Origin of the sequence: Flavobacterium ovatum, assembly GCF_040703125.1 — a bacterium.
Classification (GTDB): domain Bacteria; phylum Bacteroidota; class Bacteroidia; order Flavobacteriales; family Flavobacteriaceae; genus Flavobacterium; species Flavobacterium ovatum.
This window is the reverse complement of the sequence record NZ_CP160035.1, coordinates 3907293-3927355: the sequence shown is the minus strand read 5'-3', so window position 1 is coordinate 3927355 and position 20063 is coordinate 3907293. Positions and strand designations below refer to the sequence as shown.

Genomic DNA, 20063 nt, shown 5'->3' with positions numbered 1-20063 from the left:
CGAAATTTCGAAAAGGAAAAATATCAAGTTATAATGCTGTTTTATTGGGAAAAACAGAGTACTTTGGTCGAGGATTCACTTAGAATATGTGTTTTGAACTGTTTTTTAGTTTATATTATTTAATAGTTTAAGTTGATTGGCATATGTATTTGGTAAATAAGTGTTTAAACAACAGGTATAGATTTTGTCTATATTGAGTTTTCGTAGGTTTTTTATATGCTACTTACTATTTTACTTTGACAATTTGTTGCGCTGTACTATGTAGTAATGAGTTTCTTTATTTTTTATTAATGACAAGTATAAGTGTTTTTTATCTGTCTAATTAGGAGTTTTGTAGATGGTTTAATGTTTTATATTGTTCTATTTTATATAAAGTAAAAGTTTAAGTGAAAACCTGATTGATTGTTTCTTATTTAAGTAAGAGGAATATTTGGCTTAAGATTAAAAAATAACTACTTTTTTTAGTTCAAAATAAAGCTTGTTTAGACTCCGTTTTGAGACATTTTGACTGTTTTTTTTGACTGAAAAAAAGAATGACTTTTTAATGATAATGTTTTGTTAAGTGGAATCAGATAACCAGATTTAGATTGTAAATTCGTGACTCTTTTAAAAATAATTCCCGTCAATATGAAGTATATTTCTTTTTTGATTTTATGTGGTTTTTTCTCCTTCCAAATGAACGCACAAACTCCAGTTGTTTTTGATAATTATACGGCTTTGGAGAAAGTGATTTTGAGTGATAAAAACACCACTTATGTTGTCAACTTTTGGGCGACTTGGTGTGCTCCATGTGTCAAAGAATTACCTTATTTTGAAAAGCTAAATGCAGAGAATAAAAAGGTGAAATTGGTCTTAATAAGTTTGGATTTTAAAGACCAGATTCAGGCGAAATTGATTCCGTTTTTGAAGCGAAAAAACATCCAGTCTGAGGTAGTGGTTTTGACCGATAAAAACTATAATAATTGGCTCTCCAAAGTGGACAAAAGTTGGTCTGGATCTATACCCGCTACTTTGATTATTAAAGGTGAAAAAAGGGTATTTGCAGAACGTGATTTTGCGACTTTTGAAGAGCTTAATCAATACGTAAATTCTAATATTAACTAACACATTATCCTATGAAAATCATCACTTCTTTATTATTGCTATTTACTTTTTTTATTGGCGTAGCCAATCCAATTCCTCCAGCTGGCTATAAAATAGGTGATACGGCCACTGATTTTAGTCTAAAATCTGTAGATGAAAAAATGTATAGTATGGCTGATTATAAGAGCGCAAAAGGCTTCATTATTGTGTTCACTTGCAACCACTGTCCCTTTGCTAAAAAGTATGAAGACCGAATTAATGATTTGGCAAAAAAGTATAAGTCTAAAGGCTATATTTTATTAGCAATCAATCCTAATGATCCTGAAGCACAACCAGAGGATAGCTTTGAATTGATGAAAGTAAGAGCTAAGGAAAAAGGATTTGTTTTCCCGTATTTGTTTGATGATGGGCAAAAAATATTTCCTCAATATGGAGCAACAAAAACACCACACGTATTCTTGTTGGACAAAAATAAAGTGGTAAAATACATTGGAGCTATTGATGATAACGTAGACAGTGCGACAGAAGTAAAAGAAAAATACCTAGAAAATGCAATCGCTGCAGTAGAAAGCGGAAAAATACCTTCACCAGAAACAACCAAAGCAATTGGCTGTGGAATTAAGGTAAAGAGATAGTTTTATTTAACCCGAATCGCACTAATTGTAGGTTTTTGAAATAGAATTTCACTAATTTTTTCAATGCTATCTGGTTTAGAATCATAAAAAAAAGAGCAAAACACTTAGTTTTTGCTCTTTTTTTTATGTAAAAATCCGTTTTATTCGCGTGTCATTTTACACAATATACATACGTCTAACCGGAATTAACACCCCAATCAAAAACGAATATCCAATAAAAAAAGGTACAATCCACTCCATCCAACCGAGCGGAAGCATAATGGCAATTAATAATAATTGAAAGCCTAATCCGTACAAAGAAACCATAGTCATAAACCAGTTAGGGAAGGTTTTAACTTTGTAAGCATTTGGATCTAATGCGTGTATGATGGTGTCAAACTTCCCGTAAACAATCGTATAAATTTGGAACATAATGTTTACGGTTTTCTGTTTTTCGCCAGGCAATGCACGAGGTGCTTTGTATTCAAATATCTTGCTAGTAGCATCTCCACCAGTAGATTTGTGACGCAAGATCACATAGTAATAATTGTATAAAGTTCCTTGTATTTGGATCGCTGCAAAAGCAATCAATGTGACCCAAAATGACGTGTTGGAAACATAACAAATAGCTGATAATATCAAGAAATTCAATATAATGTCAAATACACTGTCCAGATAACGTCCTGTGTATGAGGGTGTGTTTTTAATTCGGGCTAGTTCCCCATCAGCCGCATCAATTATAGATTTTAGAATGATAAAGAAAGCCGCCCAATACAAGTAACCTTCTAAGATGCAATAAATAGCTGTGAGTCCAGAGAAACCGAATAATAAAGTGACGTCTATAGGTGTAAAGCGGGTATTTTTTAAGGAATTTGCTAGCCACCTCCCAAAAGGTCTGCCGTAATCTGATAAATCGAGGAACTGGTCTTGAGTAGTAAGTTTTGACATTTTTGTAGGAATACAAAGAAATGTGACAATATAGTCAAATGTAAATTTAAGGAATTGAGGATAAATAAATTAAAAAAATTAAGTTTTAGAGAATTAGTATTTATGTAAGTTGACTTTTCGTAATATCAATTCGTTAATTTATAACTCATAATTCATAACTTTTAGAGCTTATTTAGAAAGCCTATGCAAGGTATACGTCATGGTCGCCAACAAAAAGAAAGCGTTGATTTGATGTGCCAACCCCAACCATAAAGGAACGGCCAATAACAACGTAAATACTCCTAAAGCAAATTGTACCAATACTAAGAACATCAAACCGTTGATGCCTTTCTTCTGATCTTGGAGTAACATGCTTTTTTTACTTTTGAAAAACAACCAACCTATAAAGAAAACCACAACATAGGCGAGTGTTCGGTGTACAAATTGAACTCCACTTTTTCCTTCGGTTAAGTTTAGTAGTAAACTTGGTTGTTCGATAAAAACGCTATCGTGTATAAATTGTCCATCACTCATCAACGGCCAGTGGTTGTGAATCAATCCGGCATTCAATCCTGCTACAAAACCACCATAAATGATTTGAAGGAGTAAAAAAGCCAGGGCATAGCGAGCAATTTTTCGCAATTCTATTTGCACAGGATTGCGGTGCGGATAAATCAAATCTAGCGCTACCCATAAAGTATAAGCAAAGGTGGTAAAGGCAAAAGTAAGGTGTAAGGAAAGTCTAAAATGACTCACATCTGGATTGTCAATTAGTCCGCTTCGAACCATAAACCAGCCCAAAAAACCTTGAAAACCACCCATAAAGAGTAATACAAAGCATTTTTTGATGGTGGCACGACTTAATTTATTTTTGATTAAAAAATAAGCAAACGGGACGATGAATACCAACCCAATAATACGTCCAATAAAACGGTGAAACCATTCCCAGAAATAAATGAATTTATAGTCTGACAGTTGAAAGTCGTTATGAATATTGATTTTCTGGTACTCTGGGAATTTCTTGTATTCTTCAAAAGCCGTATTCCACTTTTCATCCGTCAAAGGAGGGAAGGTATCGGTTACCAAATGCCAGTCGGTCATTGATAAACCACTATTGGTTAAACGTGTGATACCACCTATGGTAACCATCAAAAACAAAAGAAAACATCCTGTAAGTAACCAGTAAATTACTGATTTATCTGCTTTATTCATTCTAATATTATAGTTTGAACCATTATGAACTTAAGTCTCAATGATTCTTAATTTCATAACGGTTAGTTTTATTCAAACACTTGTCATCCTAGTTTATAACTAGAATATTCTATTTTATTGCCTTCAAACCCATTTTTTCGGCTCTTTTCAAAACAAAATCATAAGCAGCTTGGTATTCATTCGGAATCTCACCTTCCAAAATAGCTTCTTTAACCGCTTCTTTTAGGGTACCGATTTCTCTCGAAGGCTTCAAATCAAAAATTTCCATAATTTGTTCTCCTGTAATCGGAGGCTGAAAATTTCGAACAGAATCTTTCTCCTCTACTTCCACAATTTTCTGACGTACAATCACAAAATTATTATGGTATTTCTTGAACTTCCCAGGGTTTTTGGTCGTAATATCCGCTTCGCAAAGGGTCATCAAATCTTCCACTTCCTCACCCGCATCAAAAACCAATCTACGTACGGCCGAATCGGTCACCAAATCTTGCGAAAGCACGATTGGGCGTGAACTCATCACCACCATTTTCTGTACAAATTTCATTTTCTGGTTCAATGGCATGTGCAAACGCTCAAAGATTCGCTTGACCATTTTTCCACCCAAAAACTCATGTCCGTGAAACGTCCAACCTTGTTTTTTGTTGAATCTCTTAGTTGGTGCTTTACCAATATCGTGTAGCAAAGCCGACCAACGCAACCACACATCATCAGTATTAGGGCATATATTATCCACCACTTCAAGCGAGTGGTAAAAGTTGTTTTTATGCGTCTGACCTTCAATTTCTTCCACATTATTCAAAGCCGTCAATTCGGGTAAGATAATGTCTAATAAACCTGTTTTGTATAGCAACAAAAAGCCTATAGAAGGTTTGGGTGTCGATAGTATCTTATTCAACTCGTCCACAATACGCTCACCAGAGATAATATTGATGCGGTCTTTGTTTCTCGAAATCGCTTCCAAGGACTCAGCCTCAATTTCAAACCCCAATTGGGTTGCAAATCTGATGGCACGCATCATGCGCAAAGGATCGTCAGAGTAGGTAATATCAGGGTTCAAAGGTGTTTTGATGGACTTAGCCTCCAAAGCTGCCACGCCACCAAAAGGGTCAATTAAATCCCCGTAATTGCTTTCGTTCAATGAAAAAGCCAACGCATTAATCGTAAAATCCCTGCGATCTTGGTCGTCTTGCAACGTGCCGATTTCGACTTTTGGATTACGGCTTTCCGTTTGGTAGCTCTCTTTACGAGCGCCCACAAACTCAATATCGGTATCCTTATAACGCAACATTGCTGTTCCGTAATTTTTAAAAACCTGCACTTTGGGCTTGTTAGGCAGTAGTTCCGACACCTTCAATGCCAGTTCAATACCGCTACCCACAGCTACAATATCAATATCTTTCTTCAACGGTCTCTCTAGTAAGTAATCGCGTACAAACCCGCCAATAACATAGCTGTCAATTTGCAGTTCGGCACTCGCTTGCGCCACAATTTTAAAAATAGGATTCTCTAATGCTTTGGTATAATTCATATTGTTATTTCAGATTTAAGATTCTAAGTCGACTTAAACCACTTTAAAACCTTAAACTTTTAAACATTTTGTGTTTAGGATTAAACGCTTAGACAATCAAGCGCTTAAACTTTTTTTACTTTCTAATTATCTTCACTTGGTGGTCATTCCCCAACTTAATAATCGTAGACGGCTTACCCGAAACCTTATCCTTGTTCAGATTCACCACATAGTCCACACCATTAATAATTGCAGGACTAATTTCCTTAAAACTTTTAGGAGTAGGTTGTCCTGAAATATTTGCCGAAGTCGACACCAAAGGCTTCTTCATGCGCTCCATCAACTTAAAACAAAACGGTTCCTTAACCAGTCTTATTCCGAGTGTTTTATCAGTTGCAATGATGTTTGCAGCCACATTTCTCGGATTATCCAAAATCAAAGTCGTTGGGTTCTCAGACAAATCTAAAATTTGCCATGCCACTTCTGGAATCTCCTTAAAGACATTATACATCATCTTCTCGCCATTCATCAAGCAAATCATCGACTGCGTTTCGGCACGTTGTTTCAGTTTATAAATCTTGGCCACCGCCTCAGGATTCGAGGCATCACAGCCAATTCCCCAAACCGTATCGGTAGGGTATAGAATAATTCCGCCCTCCTTAATCACCTCGTAAGCATTCAGTATTTCCTGATTGATATCCATCTTTACATTTTAAGTGGTGCAAAGATATTTATTTGTTATCATTTAGCGGGCATCCAAGCAGGTTTAAAAATGGTTTTTAACGACATTTTATAGAATGTTCGACTAGTCAGAATAATTATTTGGGCATTCCCTACGGTCGGGCTCTACGCTGTATCTTTTTTGGGGCAGAAAAAGCCCCAAAAAAGGATGCCGCTGCGATCCCTAATGCGGGGAGTTGGGGAGAGAGAGTATATATTGGTATTTGTACATAAGTGTAAGATATTGTTGATAAGATCTGAGTGGTTTTTAGCGGCTGGGGAAGTTTAATTGGTAAATTTGGCTTAGTATCTTTATAAATAGTTATTATATTAAAGTTGGTACGGGAAACCGTAAGGTTTTTCTATTTATTTAAAAGATATTTGTAAAGTATACAACTAAGCCATATCAACTTAATATGAAAATAAAACAAATACAAATTAAGAACTTTAGACTTCTACAAGATTTTAAACTTGATTTAGAAGATGAATTATCTTTAGTTCTAGGGAAAAATAATTCTGGTAAAACATCAATTTTAGCAGTTTTAGACAAGTTTATTAATTCTGAAAAAAGCAAATTTACTTCTGAAGATTTTAATTTATTTTTTAAAAATCAATTAAATCAACTTATTGAAGATACTAATCAAAAAACAGAAAAGGAGTTTGAGAATTTAGGGAAAGATATAGGAATTAAATTACGAATAGTTATTGAATATTTTGAAAAAGACGATTTATCAAATATTTGTAATGTAATGATGAATTTAGATCCAGATAATAATTTTGTTGTTTTAGGTTTTGATTTTGTAATTAATTATGATAGGTACAAAAAAATTAGAAAAGATTATTCTGAATTTAAATCAAAAGAAAAAACAAAATTTGATAAGGGTATAATAAAACCTATTGAAAATGAAGAAGAAACAGAAGCATCAGAAGAAATCAAAAGTACTTATGTAGAACGTGATTTTAATGAATTTTTCAAGCAAAATTTCGCAGAATATTTTAAACTGTTTAAAGCTCCTCTAGAATGGAGTATTATTGATCACTGTGTTATTGAATCAACTGTCGTTGGAAATGAAAACTTTAAGGAGATAATTAATTTTAAATCGATAAAAGCAAAACGGGACGTAAATAATAAAGAAACCGATAAAACATTATCTAGACAAACTTCTGAAATATATAAAAAAGAAGAAACAAGTGATGAACAAAAAGAAAAGATTGAAAAATTTACTGATGAACTTTCGAGTACGGACAACACTTTAAGCGAAATTTATGCTGACCTTTTTAAAGGAGTCATTGATGACGTAAAAAAGTTTGGAGGTTTAAAACAAGAAGAAACTAATATCGAAATATTTTCAACTTTACAGCATCGTGAGTTGTTGGAAGGTAATACAACAGTAATGTACACACATGAAAATAACGATAAACTTCCTGAGCATCACAATGGCTTAGGATACATGAATTTGATTAGTTTAATCTTTGAAATAAAAATACAAGTTGAAGAGTTTAAAAAAGGAAAATTAGAAAGACCATCTGATATTAATTTGCTTTTCATTGAAGAGCCTGAAGCTCATACGCATCCGCAAATGCAATATGTTTTTATAAAAAATATTAAAGATTTACTAAAGGATGGAATTAAAAAGAAATTAAAAAATGACGAAGGAAATGATATTGTAGTAAGTAGAGAATTGCAATATATTGTAAGCACACATTCATCTCATATTGTGGCTGAAAGTAAATTTGACGATATTAAGTACCTTAAAAAGTTAAATAAAAATCAAGTCATTTCTAAAAATATGAAAGACCTTGAAAAAGAATATATTGATAATGGGGAAGACCAAAATTATAGATTCCTTAAACAATATCTAACATTAAACAGAGCAGAATTATTTTTTACAGATAAGGCTATTTTCATTGAAGGAGATACTGAAAGGATTTTGCTACCAGCAATGATGAAAAAAATTGACAATGAATTTCAAGAAAATAAATTATTATCACAAAATATATCGATTGTTGAAGTAGGAGCGTATTCACAGATATTTGAAAAATTTATTGATTTTATAGGAATGAAATCCTTAATTATAACCGATATAGACAGTTGTTATTTAGCTCCCGTCATGAAAAAAGATAAAATTACTCCTAAGTTAAAAGATGACGGAACACCTGAATTAAAAGAAGAAAAATGTCCTGCAAGTGATGAGAAAGCTAGTAGAACATCGAATAATTCATTACTGTTTTTCTACGATAAGACCAGAGATGAATTAAGTTATTTTAAAGAGCTTTTATTAGAATCTAAAACTTTAATTAAAGATGAAAACAGGAAATGGAAAACTGATGAAATAGGTAATTTGTTAATAACATATCAAACGAAAGAATTAGATTATCACGCTAGGAGTTTTGAAGATGCTTTCTTTCATATCAATCAAGATTTTATTTCCGATGAAGAAAATTCATTTAAATCTATAACAAAGAAATGGCTTAAAAAATTTAAAATAAATAATAATCCGTTTGAATTAGCTGAGCATGGAGTAGGAAGCAAACCTTCATTAGCAATAGAAATCCTAATGAATAGTAAGACTGATGATAATGATAATGAATTTAGTAATTGGCAAATACCTGCCTACATAAAAGAAGGATTGTTATGGTTGAAGCAGGATTAAATACAATTGAAGAAAAAGATGAGTTTCAGCAAATAATGGAACTCATTAGAAAAGGAAATAATTTCCTTTTGAGTGGGGGTGCTGGTAGCGGAAAAACATATTCATTAGTTCAAGTAATTAAAAAAGTAATTGACGAGTTTCCTACTGCAAAAGTGGCTTGTATGACTTATACAAATTCTGCTGTTAAAGAAATTGAAGAAAGAGTAAATCATGAAAACCTAAAGGTTACAACTATACATGATTTTTTATGGGACAACATAAAGAATTATCAAAAGGAACTTAAAAACGTTTTAATCGAGTTAATTAATGACGATGAAATTGATAAAATCAAACTTATAAATAATGAAAAAGTTGATTTTAACTTTTTTAATGAAGTAGAAGAAATTAAATACTCTTATCAGCGAACACAATTATTTAAAGGGATTATTTCGCATGATGAGTTACTCATTATATCTAATAGAATGTTTAAAAATCATAAATTATTATGTGATATAGTAAAAGATAAGTTTAATTTTATATTTATTGATGAATATCAAGATTCTCATCCTGATGTAGTTGAAATTTTCTTAGAATATTTAACTAAAAGTAATAAAAAAAACATTATTGGTTGTTTTGGAGATTCAATGCAATCAATTTATAATAAGGGTATTGGTGATTTAAACCAATATACAGAAAGTGGTATTGTTCATGAAGTATTAAAAGTTCAAAATAGAAGAAATCCAAAGTTTGTTATAGACTTAGCAAATAGACTTAGAACAGATGGAATAACACAAGAACAGTCGAACGATATTACTGCTCCTAATATGAATCCATGTGGAGCAGTAAAATTAGGGAAAATACTTTTTTTATATTCAACTGACGAAGAAACCGATAGCGTTAAAGATTATTTGAAATTGAATCTTTATTGGGATTTCGACAACACCAAAGAAACCAAAGAGTTAAACCTTACACATAATCTAATTGCAACTAAAGCGGGTTTTCAAAGCCTTATGGACATTTATGATAAGGATCAAATTATTGGATTTAAGAATAATATACTTGAAAAAATTAAAGATAATCAAAAATACAATAAACCTGAAGTAGAAATTTCCGTTGAAGATACTTTTGAAAATGTTATAGGTAAATTTGACTTAAACTCAACACCATATTTAATAAGGGAGATTGAATTAAATGAAGAAGAGTTATCCTCATTCAATGCAATTAAAGGACATTCAATAGAAAAAGCTATTAGTTCAAAAGTTAACACTCCATTAATGATTGAATTATTAGACAAAGTTAGAGTACAAAAGAAAATTCCCAAAAAAAATTACAATCTATATTCTTCATTTGAGGATTTTGTTGAAGCTTTAAATTTCACTACAAAAGTTTCTAAAATAAACATTGTACTAAGAGATTCAAATAATTTACTTTTATATAACAACTTAAAAGACAAACCTTTTTCCGAGATTAGAAAGATATACTTAGATAAAGACTCTTTAATTGATGACAAAAAACAGGATAATGAAGAAGAAAGTAAGAAAGGTTCAAAAAGAGATAAATTAATTAAACATCTATTTAAAATCCAAACAAATATTTATTTATATCAAAGTAATCTTTATAATGAATTTCTAAAACATACCGAATACAAAATAACAAGACTAAGCGATAAAAAAATATTAAGTGAAAGTATTCAAGATTTAATTAATGTTGGTGATAAGTCAATAGAAGATATTATTAATCTTGCAAATGATTCAAGAATATGTCTGATAGATAGTAATCTAAATAAATTTATGATTGAAAATGAATATATTTATGATCGAGTAAAAGCTGTTAAATATAAAGAATTCCAATTCTTATACGATTATTTAGAAGGAAAAACCCCTTTTTCAACTCAACATAAAGTTAAAGGTGATGAATTTGATAATGTGCTTGTTGTACTAGATAATGGTAATTGGAATGATTATAATTTTGAATATCTTTTTGATAGTATCAATCAAGAAGAAATTTTGAAAGATGGAAAATCTAAAACAAAATCTAAATTAGAATCATTTTATAAAACTTTACCTCGAACTCAAAAAATATTCTACGTTTGTTGCACACGAGCAAAAGAAAACTTAGCAGTTTATTATAGCAACCCTAGTCAAAATGTAATTGACAAAGCGAAAGAATGGTTTGGAGAAAAAAATGTAATATCTCTTGATGAATTAATTAAAGTGCCGACCGCAGAGTAGAAAATAATTAGGATGTACATGATAAAAATACTGATGCTGTTAACTAATCAAGCTTTTAAGAGCAGTACGTGATTGCTTCCTTCGTCGCAATGACGAATAGTGACAAAAATCTGCTAAAATCAAATAAATCTGCGTGCCAAAAAAGTAGTAGTCTCTATCTTATCTCCGCGATTAACGATCCATCGTACAATGAAACTTGAATTGTCGTAGTGGATGATTAGGCTGTTATATGCAGTACGTGATTGCTTTCCCGAAAACGGGACCTGCTCTCCGTCGCAATGACGAAAAGTACCAAAAACTAAGCTTGTTCTAAGTATAAAGTAATCAATCCTGCGGTGAATAACTTAATATTCTCTGCAAATTATGCGGTAAATAATTGTATATTTACCGCATAATTTAAGGACAATGACAAAATACATCCACGAACGACCAGATTTCCCTCAGTTTTATTGGGATAATGAGCAATTATTGACTCCTTTAAGCGAAGTACGTTTTTTGCAAGGACGCATTCTGGGCAAAATGGAGTCATTGGGTTTTAGTACGCAATATGAGTCCAATTTGTTATTGTTAGAAACAGAAGTACTTTCTTCGGGCGAGATAGAGGGCGAAATTTATAAACCAGCAGCGGTACGTTCCTCTATCGCAAAACAGATCGGAGATCCATTTTACGACAACCAACCTACAAATCAAAATATTGATGGCTTTGTGGCGTTATTGCTGGATGCTTTCCAAAACTACAAGGACGAACTAACTACAGAGCGTATTTTCAGTTGGCACGCTGCTCTGTTCCCAACTGGTAATAGTGGATTGTATCCTATAACAGTAGGGGATTGGCGGCAAGATAAACGAGGGCCGATGCAAGTGGTTTCGGGTGGAATTGGAAACGAAAATATACATTTTGAAGCGCCAGCTGCTGCTTTAGTTCCGACTTTAATGGATGACTTTATGAAATGGCTTGCTGAAGATACTGGTCAAGATTTAGTTATAAAAGCAGCGGTTGCACATTTATGGTTTTTGACAATTCATCCTTTTGATGATGGAAATGGTCGAATCGCTCGTTCAATTTCAGAAAGCCTTTTGGCAAAATCAGAAAATAATGCGATGCGCTGTTATAGCTTGTCGTCTCAGATTTTAAGTAATAGAAAAAGCTATTATGATTTATTAGAGGCAGCTCAAAAAGGGAATTTAGATTGTACTAATTGGTTGCTGTGGTTTATTGATATTTTGAAAAAAGCAATAATCCACTCAGAAACAGTGATTAGCCGAAGTTTACAAAAGGCCGAATTTTGGAAGACACATCAAAAGACGATTTTGAATGACCGTCAACTAAAAATGATTCAACTACTTTGGAATGATTTTGAAGGTAATCTGACTACAAAGAAGTGGGCTAAAATCACCAAATGTTCCGATGATACCGCTTTAAGAGATATTAATGATTTGATTCTGAAAGACATTCTACACAAGGAAGATAAAGGAAGTAGGAGCACAAGCTATAAAATGAAAATATCTTGATTGAAAATTTTTACTTGATAAAATTACAATCCGTACGAGAGTGCTCCATTTTGCTGTTAAGGCTGAAAAGCTATTAAAATTAGATGTCAAAAATCACCTAGACTTCTTATTCTGCACACACAAACTAATAATTTCTGCAATTCTAGCCGTTCTAGTGGCTTCCCGTTTGGCTTGGTTGAGCCAATGGAGGTAGGCTTTTCGATAAGAAGGAGCAAAGGCTTGGTAATTGGTAAACGCAATTGGATTTTCGATAAAAGCTTTCTCCAAGTCAGTTGGAATTTCATATGCTTCTACTGCATCCAAAGCTTCCCAAGAACCGTTTTCTTTGGCACTTTTAATGGTTGCGTAGCCACTTTCGTGAATAAGATTGTCTTTTTCCAGTTGAATGAGGTGGGTTTTATTGACTTTACTCCAAACGCTTTTGGGTTTTCGCGGGGTGAACTTTTGACGACGTTTAACATCATCAATTCTTTTAGCCGTTGAGTCAATCCAACCATAACAAAGTGCTACTTGAACAGCTTCTTCCCAACGCATGCTTTCGTGTTCGCTGCTTACTTTGTAAAGTATCAAGTTCACCCCAACCGAAATGGCGTGATGGTTATGCAACCATTCACGCCATTCAGTAGTATTTTTAAAATATAATTCTAAGGGTTCTTTCAAAGCTAATTATTGTTTAATAATTGCAGTACAAGCTACGCGTCCACCGGCATCACCTGTAGGTTGCGTTTTGAAATCGTCTGTTCCTTGGTGTACGATGATGGCGTGGTCAAGAATATCTTTAGTTGGATCTCCGGAACCAATATTCCACTCGTCTGTAGTGAATTTGACAGAACCATTTCCGTTTTTATCAGCTGTAAAATTCCCAATATCTCCTTTGTGGTATTGGCCAACACCCCATTTTCCGTGATTTTTAAAAGTTGGATTCCAGTGCCCTCCAGTAGATTTTCCGTCTGGAGAGGAACAATCTGATTTTTCGTGTATATGTATGGCATGGATTCCAGGAGTAAGTCCTGTAAAATGTGCTTCTAGTGTAACTTTCCCGTCTTTTTCAACAAAAGTAGCTGTCCCAGCGACATTACTATTGCTTTTGGCTTCAAAAGTCAAATTCAACTTTTTAGCATTATTTGAATTACTATTGGTTTTGCATCCTATTACAATGGCTAAGATAATTAGAGTTGTAAATATTATTTTTTTCATGATTTTAAGTGTTTTTTAATGATGCATAAAATTACAAATTAAATCTACTACACGAAGTAATAAATAATTTAAAATCTTACATAAATTTACATGTGATGATGTAGTGATTTTACTTTCTGATTTGTATGGTCATAGAGGTATGGGGCTTTCTTGGAACAGAATAAACAAATAGCAAGTAACAACCAGTTTTAAGCCTAATTATCATGTAATACTAAAATTAGAGAACAGATTTTTTAGCAAGAATGCCTATTGTTTAATTTTTCAGACCATTTTTCATATCTTTATTTAATATTATAATTGCGGATGATGTAAAATAAAGTACTTATCATTATCATATTCTCTGTAATACCGCTTAATCCTGTATTTGTGACTGGTTAGCCCTCTTTTTTGACTAAATTTGCAGTCCAATATTTTACTTTCTTAAGACTGTTTCTATTCAAACAGGTTGACATTGATTATAAATCATTTACTCATTTAAGTTTTTTTTGAATTCCTTACTCTGGCATTTTGCCATAGATAAGAACTATGCAATTGCATACTATGTATTTGTAAAAGAAACATAGTAAGAGGTATTCAAATTGCCTACTGGACTACTGAAATAACAATTAATAATCTTCAGGGATCTTTTATTTTAATCACAAATTAATTTTAGAATCAATATATGTTAGAAAAAATTACTCGTTTACAGTTCTCAAAGAAAAATTACCTCCTATTCCTAGGCTTTCTAATGACAATACCCATAATGGCTCAAGATAAACCAGAACTCAGCATTGGGGGAGCTTTGCGTTACAATTATAATTTATCGTCATGGAAAGAAGGTCAGAAAAAGCGTGGAGGAGATTTTGGATATGATGTATTCAGAATAAATGCTAAGGGTGCTTATAAAGGAATATTAATGAATGCCGAATACAGACTGTATTCTGATGGTTTTGGCGGAGGAATGCTGAAACAGGGTTGGTTGGGATATAATTTTAATGAACAAGATCAAATCCAGGTTGGTTTGACTCAAGTTCCCTTTGGTATTCAACAATATAACTCTCATAACTGGTTTTTCAACTTAGCATATTATGTTGGGTTAGAGGATGACCATGATATGGGAATAAAATACATGCATGCTGGAGAAAAATTTGAATATCAACTGGCATTTTTTAAAAATTCGGAAGAAATGAGATTTGGTAACAATTCTGAAAATTCTGCAAGCCGTTATTCTTATGATGTCACGGGTAGAAACAAAGAAGTCAATCAGTTCAACGGAAAAATCATTTACAAATTCGGAAAAGAGTCTAGTAGTAAGTTAGGTGTTTCTGTAGAATATGGTGGTTTGTATAATCTGGATACTCAAGAAATAGGGAATCATGCTGCTTTTGCCGCTCATTATGAAATAACGAAAGGGAAATGGAATGGAAAAGCACAATTTATCGCTGCAACAAATAATACTGAAAACGCTATTGGTGAATCTAATGATGTTGTAACCATGGCTGCTTATGGAGCGCCTTATGAAGTGGCTGCCGATTTTAATATGTATACTTTGGGGATCTCCAGAAATGTTCCTGTAACCTGGGGACCTGTAACCAACTTACAGTTTTACAACGATTTTGGCTTCATGCAGAAAAAAACAGCTGGATTTACAGATTCTTATATGAATGTGACTGGGTTTTTAATTACTGCCGGAAATGTATATACGTATGTTGATTATGCGGCAGGATACAATCATTCTTGGTTAGGCGGAAATTTTGTAGACGATTTCTCTAAAGGGAATCCCGATGCCAAATGGGAAGCTAGGTTTAATATTAATATTGGTTACTATTTTTAGACTTTTGGTTTAATATAGAGGATTTGATAAGGTTGAAGGATTTAAATTACAATAAAAATAAAATGATTTATGGCTAAGAAAATTATAAGAAGTGATGAGAGGAAATCCATTTTTGGATTGGAAGTGAATGGACCTGTGTTTTTTACCTCAGCGATTACGATCATCCTGATCATCACATTAACCCTGATGTTTAAAGATGGGGCAGAACAATTTTTTACAGAAACCCAAGAGTTTGTTGCAAATAAAGCAGGTTGGTTTTTTATATTAAGCGTAAATATTTTTCTAATATTCATGATTTATCTGGCATTCAGCAAATTTGGACACTTACGGATTGGGGGACAAAATGCAAAACCCGAATTTAAAACCCTTTCTTGGTTTGCAATGCTTTTTAGTGCAGGAATGGGAATAGGGTTGTTGTTCTGGAGCATTTCAGAACCTATTTTCCATTTTCTGAGTCCACCAATGGCCGAAGGCGGAACTGCTGAGGCAGCCAAAGAAGCAATGAAATTCACTTTTTTACACTGGGGTTTTCACGCTTGGGCGGTGTATGCGTTGGTAGGATTATCGTTAGCGTATTTTACTTATTCAAGAGGTTTACCATTAACTATTCGGTCGATTTTTTATCCTTATTTAGGAGATAGAATTTATGGAAAAATCGGTGATGCTATAGATATTTTTGCGGTTTTGGCTACTTTGTTTGGTCTTGCTACTTCTTTAGGAATGGGAGTGCAACAAATTGCAGCGGGCTTAAATCACCTTTTCGGAATCGACAGCGGTGTGCAAACTCAAATTATTCTAATTGCCGTCGTAACCTCTATTGCTACTGTTTCAGTTGTATTAGGAGTCGATAAAGGAGTTAGAGTATTGAGTGAGTGGAACATGCGAATAGCAGTGTTATTTCTCTTAATCGTTTTGATACTTGGACCAACCATCTTTATTTTTAAATCTTTTGTTCAAAATACAGGGAATTACTTATCTGGTTTTCTTGAAATTGCAACTTGGACAGAAAGCTACACGGGTTCGAACTGGCAAAATGCTTGGACTGTTTTTTACTGGGGATGGTGGATTGCATGGTCACCATTTGTAGGGATGTTTATTGCCCGAATTTCTAAAGGACGTACGGTGCGCGAGTTTATTTTGGGCGTTTTATTGGTACCTTCTATTGTGACTTTTTTCTGGATTACTGCTTTTGGAAGTACTGCTTTACATCAAGCACTTCTTGGAGATGATACTATTGTAAAAGCGGTGAATGATAATGTTGCCACTGCTTTATTTGTATTTTTAGAAGATTATCCTTTGTCATTTTACCTTAATATTATAGCTATAATTTTAATTGCAGGATTCTTTATTACTTCCTCAGATTCAGGATCTTTAGTGGTTGATAATTTAACTTCGGGTGGTAAAATAGATGCGCCAGTAGGTCAAAGAATTTTTTGGGCCCTTGCCGAAGGTGGTGTTGCTGCTGTTCTTTTAATAGGAGGGGGACTGCAGGCTCTTCAAACAGCTACGATTGTCACGGGATTACCTTTTGCTATAATTTTAATAGTGATGTGCTTTTCGCTTTATAAGGGGTTAAGCGAGGATCTTAGGAAATTACAAAAACGGGAATCTCAAAAAGAACTCGAAAATTATGAGGAAATAGTTTCAGACATCGTTAAAAAACAAAATAGTAATCAGTTAAATAAAATTAAATAATAATGGCTGAAATAAAAAACATATTGGTCGCCTTAGACCTTTCGGATATAGACAACACTTTAATTGAGTATGCATCATTTATTGCTGAAACACTAAAGGTCAAAAAAGTGTACTTTGTACATAATATCAAAAAATATGAGATCTCTGAATTATTTGAAGAGCAGCTGAAAGATATCAATCTTGACGAAATAATTGGTGATGAGTTAAATGAAAAGGTGGAAGAAAAATTTACATCTTCAACAGAATGGGAAGTGCTTATTTCAGAAGATCCTTATTCAGAGTCACTGATTGATTATATTGTCAATAAATATGAGATTCAGCTTGCCTTATTAGGGAATAAAAACAAAATTAAAGGGACAGGAGTTGTTAGCGGAAAATTACTCCACATGCTTAAATGTAATATTTTATCGATCCCTAAAAATGCGAAACCAGTTATTAGCAATATTTGGGCCGGAACAGACTTTTCAAGTGCTTCCAATAAGGTTTTTAGAGTAGCTGAAAATCTACAGAACGTTACAAATGCCAAAGTAAAAGCAGTCCATGTCTATAATGTGCCGTTACAATTTTCTATTTATATTCCGAAAGAACATCTTGATTTGAAAATAGAAAATCATTTAAAGGAAAAATATGTGAAATTCATAAAAAAGATCGGATACAAAGGAGAGTTAACAACAGAAATTATTCCCGGAAGAGATACTGGGATAGCCGAAAAATTGAGAAACAAAGCACAGTCAGCGAAAGTAGATCTTATTATCATTGGAGATAAAGGAAGAAATACCTTCTCTTCATTGCTTGTTGGAAGTGTTACAGATGAGCTTTTCAATCAGGATCTAGAAGTGCCTTTATGGATTGTAAAGTAAGGATTTAAAAGATTTTGAGGTATCTTTTAAAAGTTGCTTTTGTGTATCGCTATTTCAGGATGGGACAGACATTGAGTAATCTTTTTGCGTTCGCTTAACATAGCGTGTTTCTTCATGTTTTTCCATAAGGATACTTTTTGTGTATCGCTATTTCAGGACGGGACAAGATATAAAATTGAAAACCGCAATCAACTTAATGATTGCGGTTTTTTTATAACTTATTTTAGCGAATATATTTGCCTAAAAACAATATTGGTTTTCGTCAATTAGCTTAGATGCAATAGTGTGTCTTAATGCTACAATATTAGGCATATTAGTGTATTTTGTAAATCGTTTCAATCCCATAAGCATCATGCGTTGTTCATCGCCTTCAGCAAACGAAATGATACTTTCCTTACCTCTTTGAGCAATAATATCTACGGCTTTGTACAAGTACAACTGCGCCATAGCGATTTGTTCTTTGACTTTGTCGTTACCTTCTTTTTTAGCCATTTTTTCTGTTCTCAAAATAGTACTTTCAGCCATATAGACTTCGATCAAGATATCAGCAGCAGCCATTAAAAGTTGTTGATGAGAATCTAAATCGGGTCCGTATTTTTGAACGGCACTACCAGCGACCATTAAGAATACTTTTTTCAATTTGGCAATCATTTCTTTCTCTTCCGAGAATAACTCTGAATAGTCTGGAGCATCAAAGGATGGAATTCCCAGTAATTCTTCTCCTACTTTGGTAGCAGGACCTAGTAAGTCAACGTGACCTTTCATGGCTTTTTTGATCAACATACCTACAGACAGCATTCGGTTGATTTCGTTTGTCCCTTCATAGATACGAGCAATGCGAGCATCACGCCAAGCAGATTCCATTGGGGTATCTTCAGAAAATCCCATTCCACCAAAGATTTGGATTCCCTCATCAGCACAATTTTGAATGTCTTCAGAAACGGCTACTTTCAAGATGGAACATTCAATTGCATATTCCTCAACCCCTTTCAATTCGGCTTCTTGATGCGATATACCTTCGGCTTCACGAGCAGCAATACGATCTTCAATGTCTTTGGCAGCTCTATAAGTGGCACTTTCTCCCGCATAACAAGAGGTTGCAATTTCGGCTAGTTTATATCGAATAGCCCCAAACTTAGAAATAGGAGTATTAAACTGTTCTCTTTCATTTGAATATTTTACAGAACCCGAAATCACTCTTCGTTGCGCATCCAAGCAAGCGGCAGCCAGTTTGATACGTCCTACATTCAGTGCATTCATGGCAATTTTAAAACCGTTTCCTCTTTCAGATAACATATTTCCCACAGGTACTACTGTTTCATTAAAGAAAACTTGTCGAGTAGAAGAGGCACGAATTCCCAATTTATGTTCTTCTTCATTCATCGTAATACCATTGGATGCATCATTTTCGACAATAAAACCAGTAATGTTTTTATCATCTCCTATTCGAGCAAAAAGAATAAACAAGCTACAGAATCCCGCATTGGAAATCCACATTTTTTGTCCTGTGATTTTATAATGGGTACCGTCCTCAGAAAGAACAGCCTTTGTTTTTCCTGAATTTGCATCCGATCCTGCGCCTGGTTCAGTTAAGCAGTAAGCGCCAAACCATTCTCCAGTAGCTAGTTTAGGAACGTATTTTTGCTTTTGTTCTTCGGTTCCGTAAAGGGTGATTGGCATCGTTCCAATTCCTGTATGTGCTCCAAAAGCAGTAGAAAACGAACCTGTTGCTCCAGAAATATAATCACATACCAAAACGGTATTCACAAATGACATTCCCATTCCACCATAGGCTTCAGGCACCGAAATACTCAAGAAACCTAAGTCTCCCGCTTTTTTCATACATTCTTCGGTATAGGCGTAATCTTTTTGTTCAAAACGGGCTTTGTGTGCCCATAGTTCTTTGTCAACAAACTCTTTTACGGTGTCCCGCATCATAATTTGCTCTTCATTAAAATCTTCGGGTGTAAAAATAGATTCACACTTGGTTTCTTTTACAATAAATTGTCCTCCTCTGGTTATGTCGCTCATTGGGTAATTTTTTATTAAAGAAAATAGA

At 33.6% G+C, this 20063-nt stretch carries 15 protein-coding genes; 8 read left to right on the top strand and 7 right to left on the bottom strand.

Annotated features, from left to right (window positions below):
• Positions 1–627 precede the first annotated feature (627 nt).
• Together ABZP37_RS16150 and ABZP37_RS16145 are read left to right on the top strand one after the other, a co-directional pair.
• Positions 628–1104 (top strand): TlpA disulfide reductase family protein, encoded by a 477-nt coding sequence (locus ABZP37_RS16150; protein ID WP_366184170.1) that lies wholly within the window; start codon positions 628–630, stop codon positions 1102–1104.
• A gap of 11 nt (positions 1105–1115) precedes the next feature.
• The gene (locus ABZP37_RS16145; protein ID WP_366184168.1) at positions 1116–1718 is read left to right on the top strand and encodes a thioredoxin family protein; all 603 of its coding nucleotides are present in this window, start codon (positions 1116–1118) and stop codon (positions 1716–1718) included.
• A 156-nt stretch (positions 1719–1874) separates the two neighbouring features.
• On the opposite strand, the gene ABZP37_RS16140 is transcribed toward ABZP37_RS16145, so the two are convergent.
• From ABZP37_RS16140 to ABZP37_RS16125, 4 genes are all read right to left on the bottom strand, one after another.
• Positions 1875–2645 (bottom strand): CDP-alcohol phosphatidyltransferase family protein, encoded by a 771-nt coding sequence (locus ABZP37_RS16140; protein ID WP_366184166.1) that lies wholly within the window; start codon positions 2643–2645, stop codon positions 1875–1877.
• Between the two features lie 168 nt (positions 2646–2813).
• The gene (locus ABZP37_RS16135) at positions 2814–3836 is read right to left on the bottom strand and encodes a COX15/CtaA family protein (RefSeq protein ID WP_366184164.1); all 1023 of its coding nucleotides are present in this window, start codon (positions 3834–3836) and stop codon (positions 2814–2816) included.
• A gap of 109 nt (positions 3837–3945) precedes the next feature.
• Positions 3946–5364, bottom strand: coding sequence for an HD domain-containing protein (locus ABZP37_RS16130; RefSeq protein ID WP_366184162.1), 1419 nt, complete (start codon positions 5362–5364; stop codon positions 3946–3948).
• 115 nt (positions 5365–5479) lie between these two features.
• Positions 5480–6046, bottom strand: coding sequence for an L-threonylcarbamoyladenylate synthase (locus ABZP37_RS16125; RefSeq protein WP_366184160.1), 567 nt, complete (start codon positions 6044–6046; stop codon positions 5480–5482).
• Positions 6047–6479: 433 nt separating this feature from the next.
• Between ABZP37_RS16125 and ABZP37_RS16120 the strand changes: the two genes are divergently transcribed.
• The 3 genes from ABZP37_RS16120 (at position 6480) to ABZP37_RS16110 (ending at position 12439) form a co-directional block, all read left to right on the top strand.
• Positions 6480–8717 (top strand): ATP-dependent endonuclease, encoded by a 2238-nt coding sequence (locus ABZP37_RS16120; protein ID WP_366184158.1) that lies wholly within the window; start codon positions 6480–6482, stop codon positions 8715–8717.
• On the top strand, positions 8699–10927 hold the full coding sequence (locus ABZP37_RS16115) for a UvrD-helicase domain-containing protein (protein WP_366184156.1): 2229 nt from the start codon (positions 8699–8701) through the stop codon (positions 10925–10927). The genes ABZP37_RS16120 and ABZP37_RS16115 overlap by 19 nt, the downstream gene beginning before the upstream one ends.
• 405 nt (positions 10928–11332) lie before the next feature.
• Positions 11333–12439, top strand: coding sequence for a Fic family protein (locus ABZP37_RS16110; protein ID WP_366184154.1), 1107 nt, complete (start codon positions 11333–11335; stop codon positions 12437–12439).
• Positions 12440–12532: 93 nt separating this feature from the next.
• On the opposite strand, the gene ABZP37_RS16105 is transcribed toward ABZP37_RS16110, so the two are convergent.
• Entirely contained in the window at positions 12533–13099 is a 567-nt protein-coding gene (locus ABZP37_RS16105) for a YdeI/OmpD-associated family protein (RefSeq protein ID WP_366184152.1), read from the bottom strand.
• Between the two features lie 6 nt (positions 13100–13105).
• The gene (locus tag ABZP37_RS16100) at positions 13106–13636 is read right to left on the bottom strand and encodes a superoxide dismutase family protein (RefSeq protein WP_366184150.1); all 531 of its coding nucleotides are present in this window, start codon (positions 13634–13636) and stop codon (positions 13106–13108) included.
• Positions 13637–14297: 661 nt separating this feature from the next.
• On the opposite strand from ABZP37_RS16100, the gene ABZP37_RS16095 reads away from it, so the two are divergent.
• The 3 genes from ABZP37_RS16095 (at position 14298) to ABZP37_RS16085 (ending at position 18004) form a co-directional block, all read left to right on the top strand.
• A complete protein-coding gene (locus ABZP37_RS16095; RefSeq protein ID WP_366184149.1) occupies positions 14298–15449 on the top strand; it encodes a hypothetical protein in 1152 nt (383 codons plus the stop codon).
• Positions 15450–15518: 69 nt separating this feature from the next.
• Complete coding sequence (locus tag ABZP37_RS16090) at positions 15519–17144, top strand: BCCT family transporter (protein ID WP_366184147.1); 1626 nt, start codon at positions 15519–15521, stop codon at positions 17142–17144.
• 2 nt (positions 17145–17146) lie between these two features.
• Positions 17147–18004: a universal stress protein gene (locus ABZP37_RS16085; protein ID WP_366184145.1), complete on the top strand. Its 858-nt coding sequence runs from the start codon at positions 17147–17149 to the stop codon at positions 18002–18004.
• A gap of 240 nt (positions 18005–18244) precedes the next feature.
• Here ABZP37_RS16085 and ABZP37_RS16080 read toward each other — a convergent pair whose 3' ends face one another.
• The gene (locus ABZP37_RS16080; protein WP_366184143.1) at positions 18245–20035 is read right to left on the bottom strand and encodes an acyl-CoA dehydrogenase family protein; all 1791 of its coding nucleotides are present in this window, start codon (positions 20033–20035) and stop codon (positions 18245–18247) included.
• Positions 20036–20063 lie beyond the last annotated feature (28 nt).

Excerpts from the sequence above, each read along its gene's own strand:
- ABZP37_RS16150 (WP_366184170.1), top strand. The coding sequence starts at position 628 with ATGAAGTATATTTCTTTTTTGATTTTATGTGGTTTTTTCTCCTTCCAA.
- ABZP37_RS16145 (WP_366184168.1), top strand. The coding sequence starts at position 1,116 with ATGAAAATCATCACTTCTTTATTATTGCTATTTACTTTTTTTATTGGC.
- ABZP37_RS16140 (WP_366184166.1), bottom strand. The coding sequence starts at position 2,645 with ATGTCAAAACTTACTACTCAAGACCAGTTCCTCGATTTATCAGATTAC.
- ABZP37_RS16135 (WP_366184164.1), bottom strand. The coding sequence starts at position 3,836 with ATGAATAAAGCAGATAAATCAGTAATTTACTGGTTACTTACAGGATGT.
- ABZP37_RS16130 (WP_366184162.1), bottom strand. The coding sequence starts at position 5,364 with ATGAATTATACCAAAGCATTAGAGAATCCTATTTTTAAAATTGTGGCG.
- ABZP37_RS16125 (WP_366184160.1), bottom strand. The coding sequence starts at position 6,046 with ATGGATATCAATCAGGAAATACTGAATGCTTACGAGGTGATTAAGGAG.
- ABZP37_RS16120 (WP_366184158.1), top strand. The coding sequence starts at position 6,480 with ATGAAAATAAAACAAATACAAATTAAGAACTTTAGACTTCTACAAGAT.
- ABZP37_RS16115 (WP_366184156.1), top strand. The coding sequence starts at position 8,699 with ATGGTTGAAGCAGGATTAAATACAATTGAAGAAAAAGATGAGTTTCAG.
- ABZP37_RS16110 (WP_366184154.1), top strand. The coding sequence starts at position 11,333 with ATGACAAAATACATCCACGAACGACCAGATTTCCCTCAGTTTTATTGG.
- ABZP37_RS16100 (WP_366184150.1), bottom strand. The coding sequence starts at position 13,636 with ATGAAAAAAATAATATTTACAACTCTAATTATCTTAGCCATTGTAATA.
- ABZP37_RS16095 (WP_366184149.1), top strand. The coding sequence starts at position 14,298 with ATGTTAGAAAAAATTACTCGTTTACAGTTCTCAAAGAAAAATTACCTC.
- ABZP37_RS16090 (WP_366184147.1), top strand. The coding sequence starts at position 15,519 with ATGGCTAAGAAAATTATAAGAAGTGATGAGAGGAAATCCATTTTTGGA.
- ABZP37_RS16085 (WP_366184145.1), top strand. The coding sequence starts at position 17,147 with ATGGCTGAAATAAAAAACATATTGGTCGCCTTAGACCTTTCGGATATA.
- ABZP37_RS16080 (WP_366184143.1), bottom strand. The coding sequence starts at position 20,035 with ATGAGCGACATAACCAGAGGAGGACAATTTATTGTAAAAGAAACCAAG.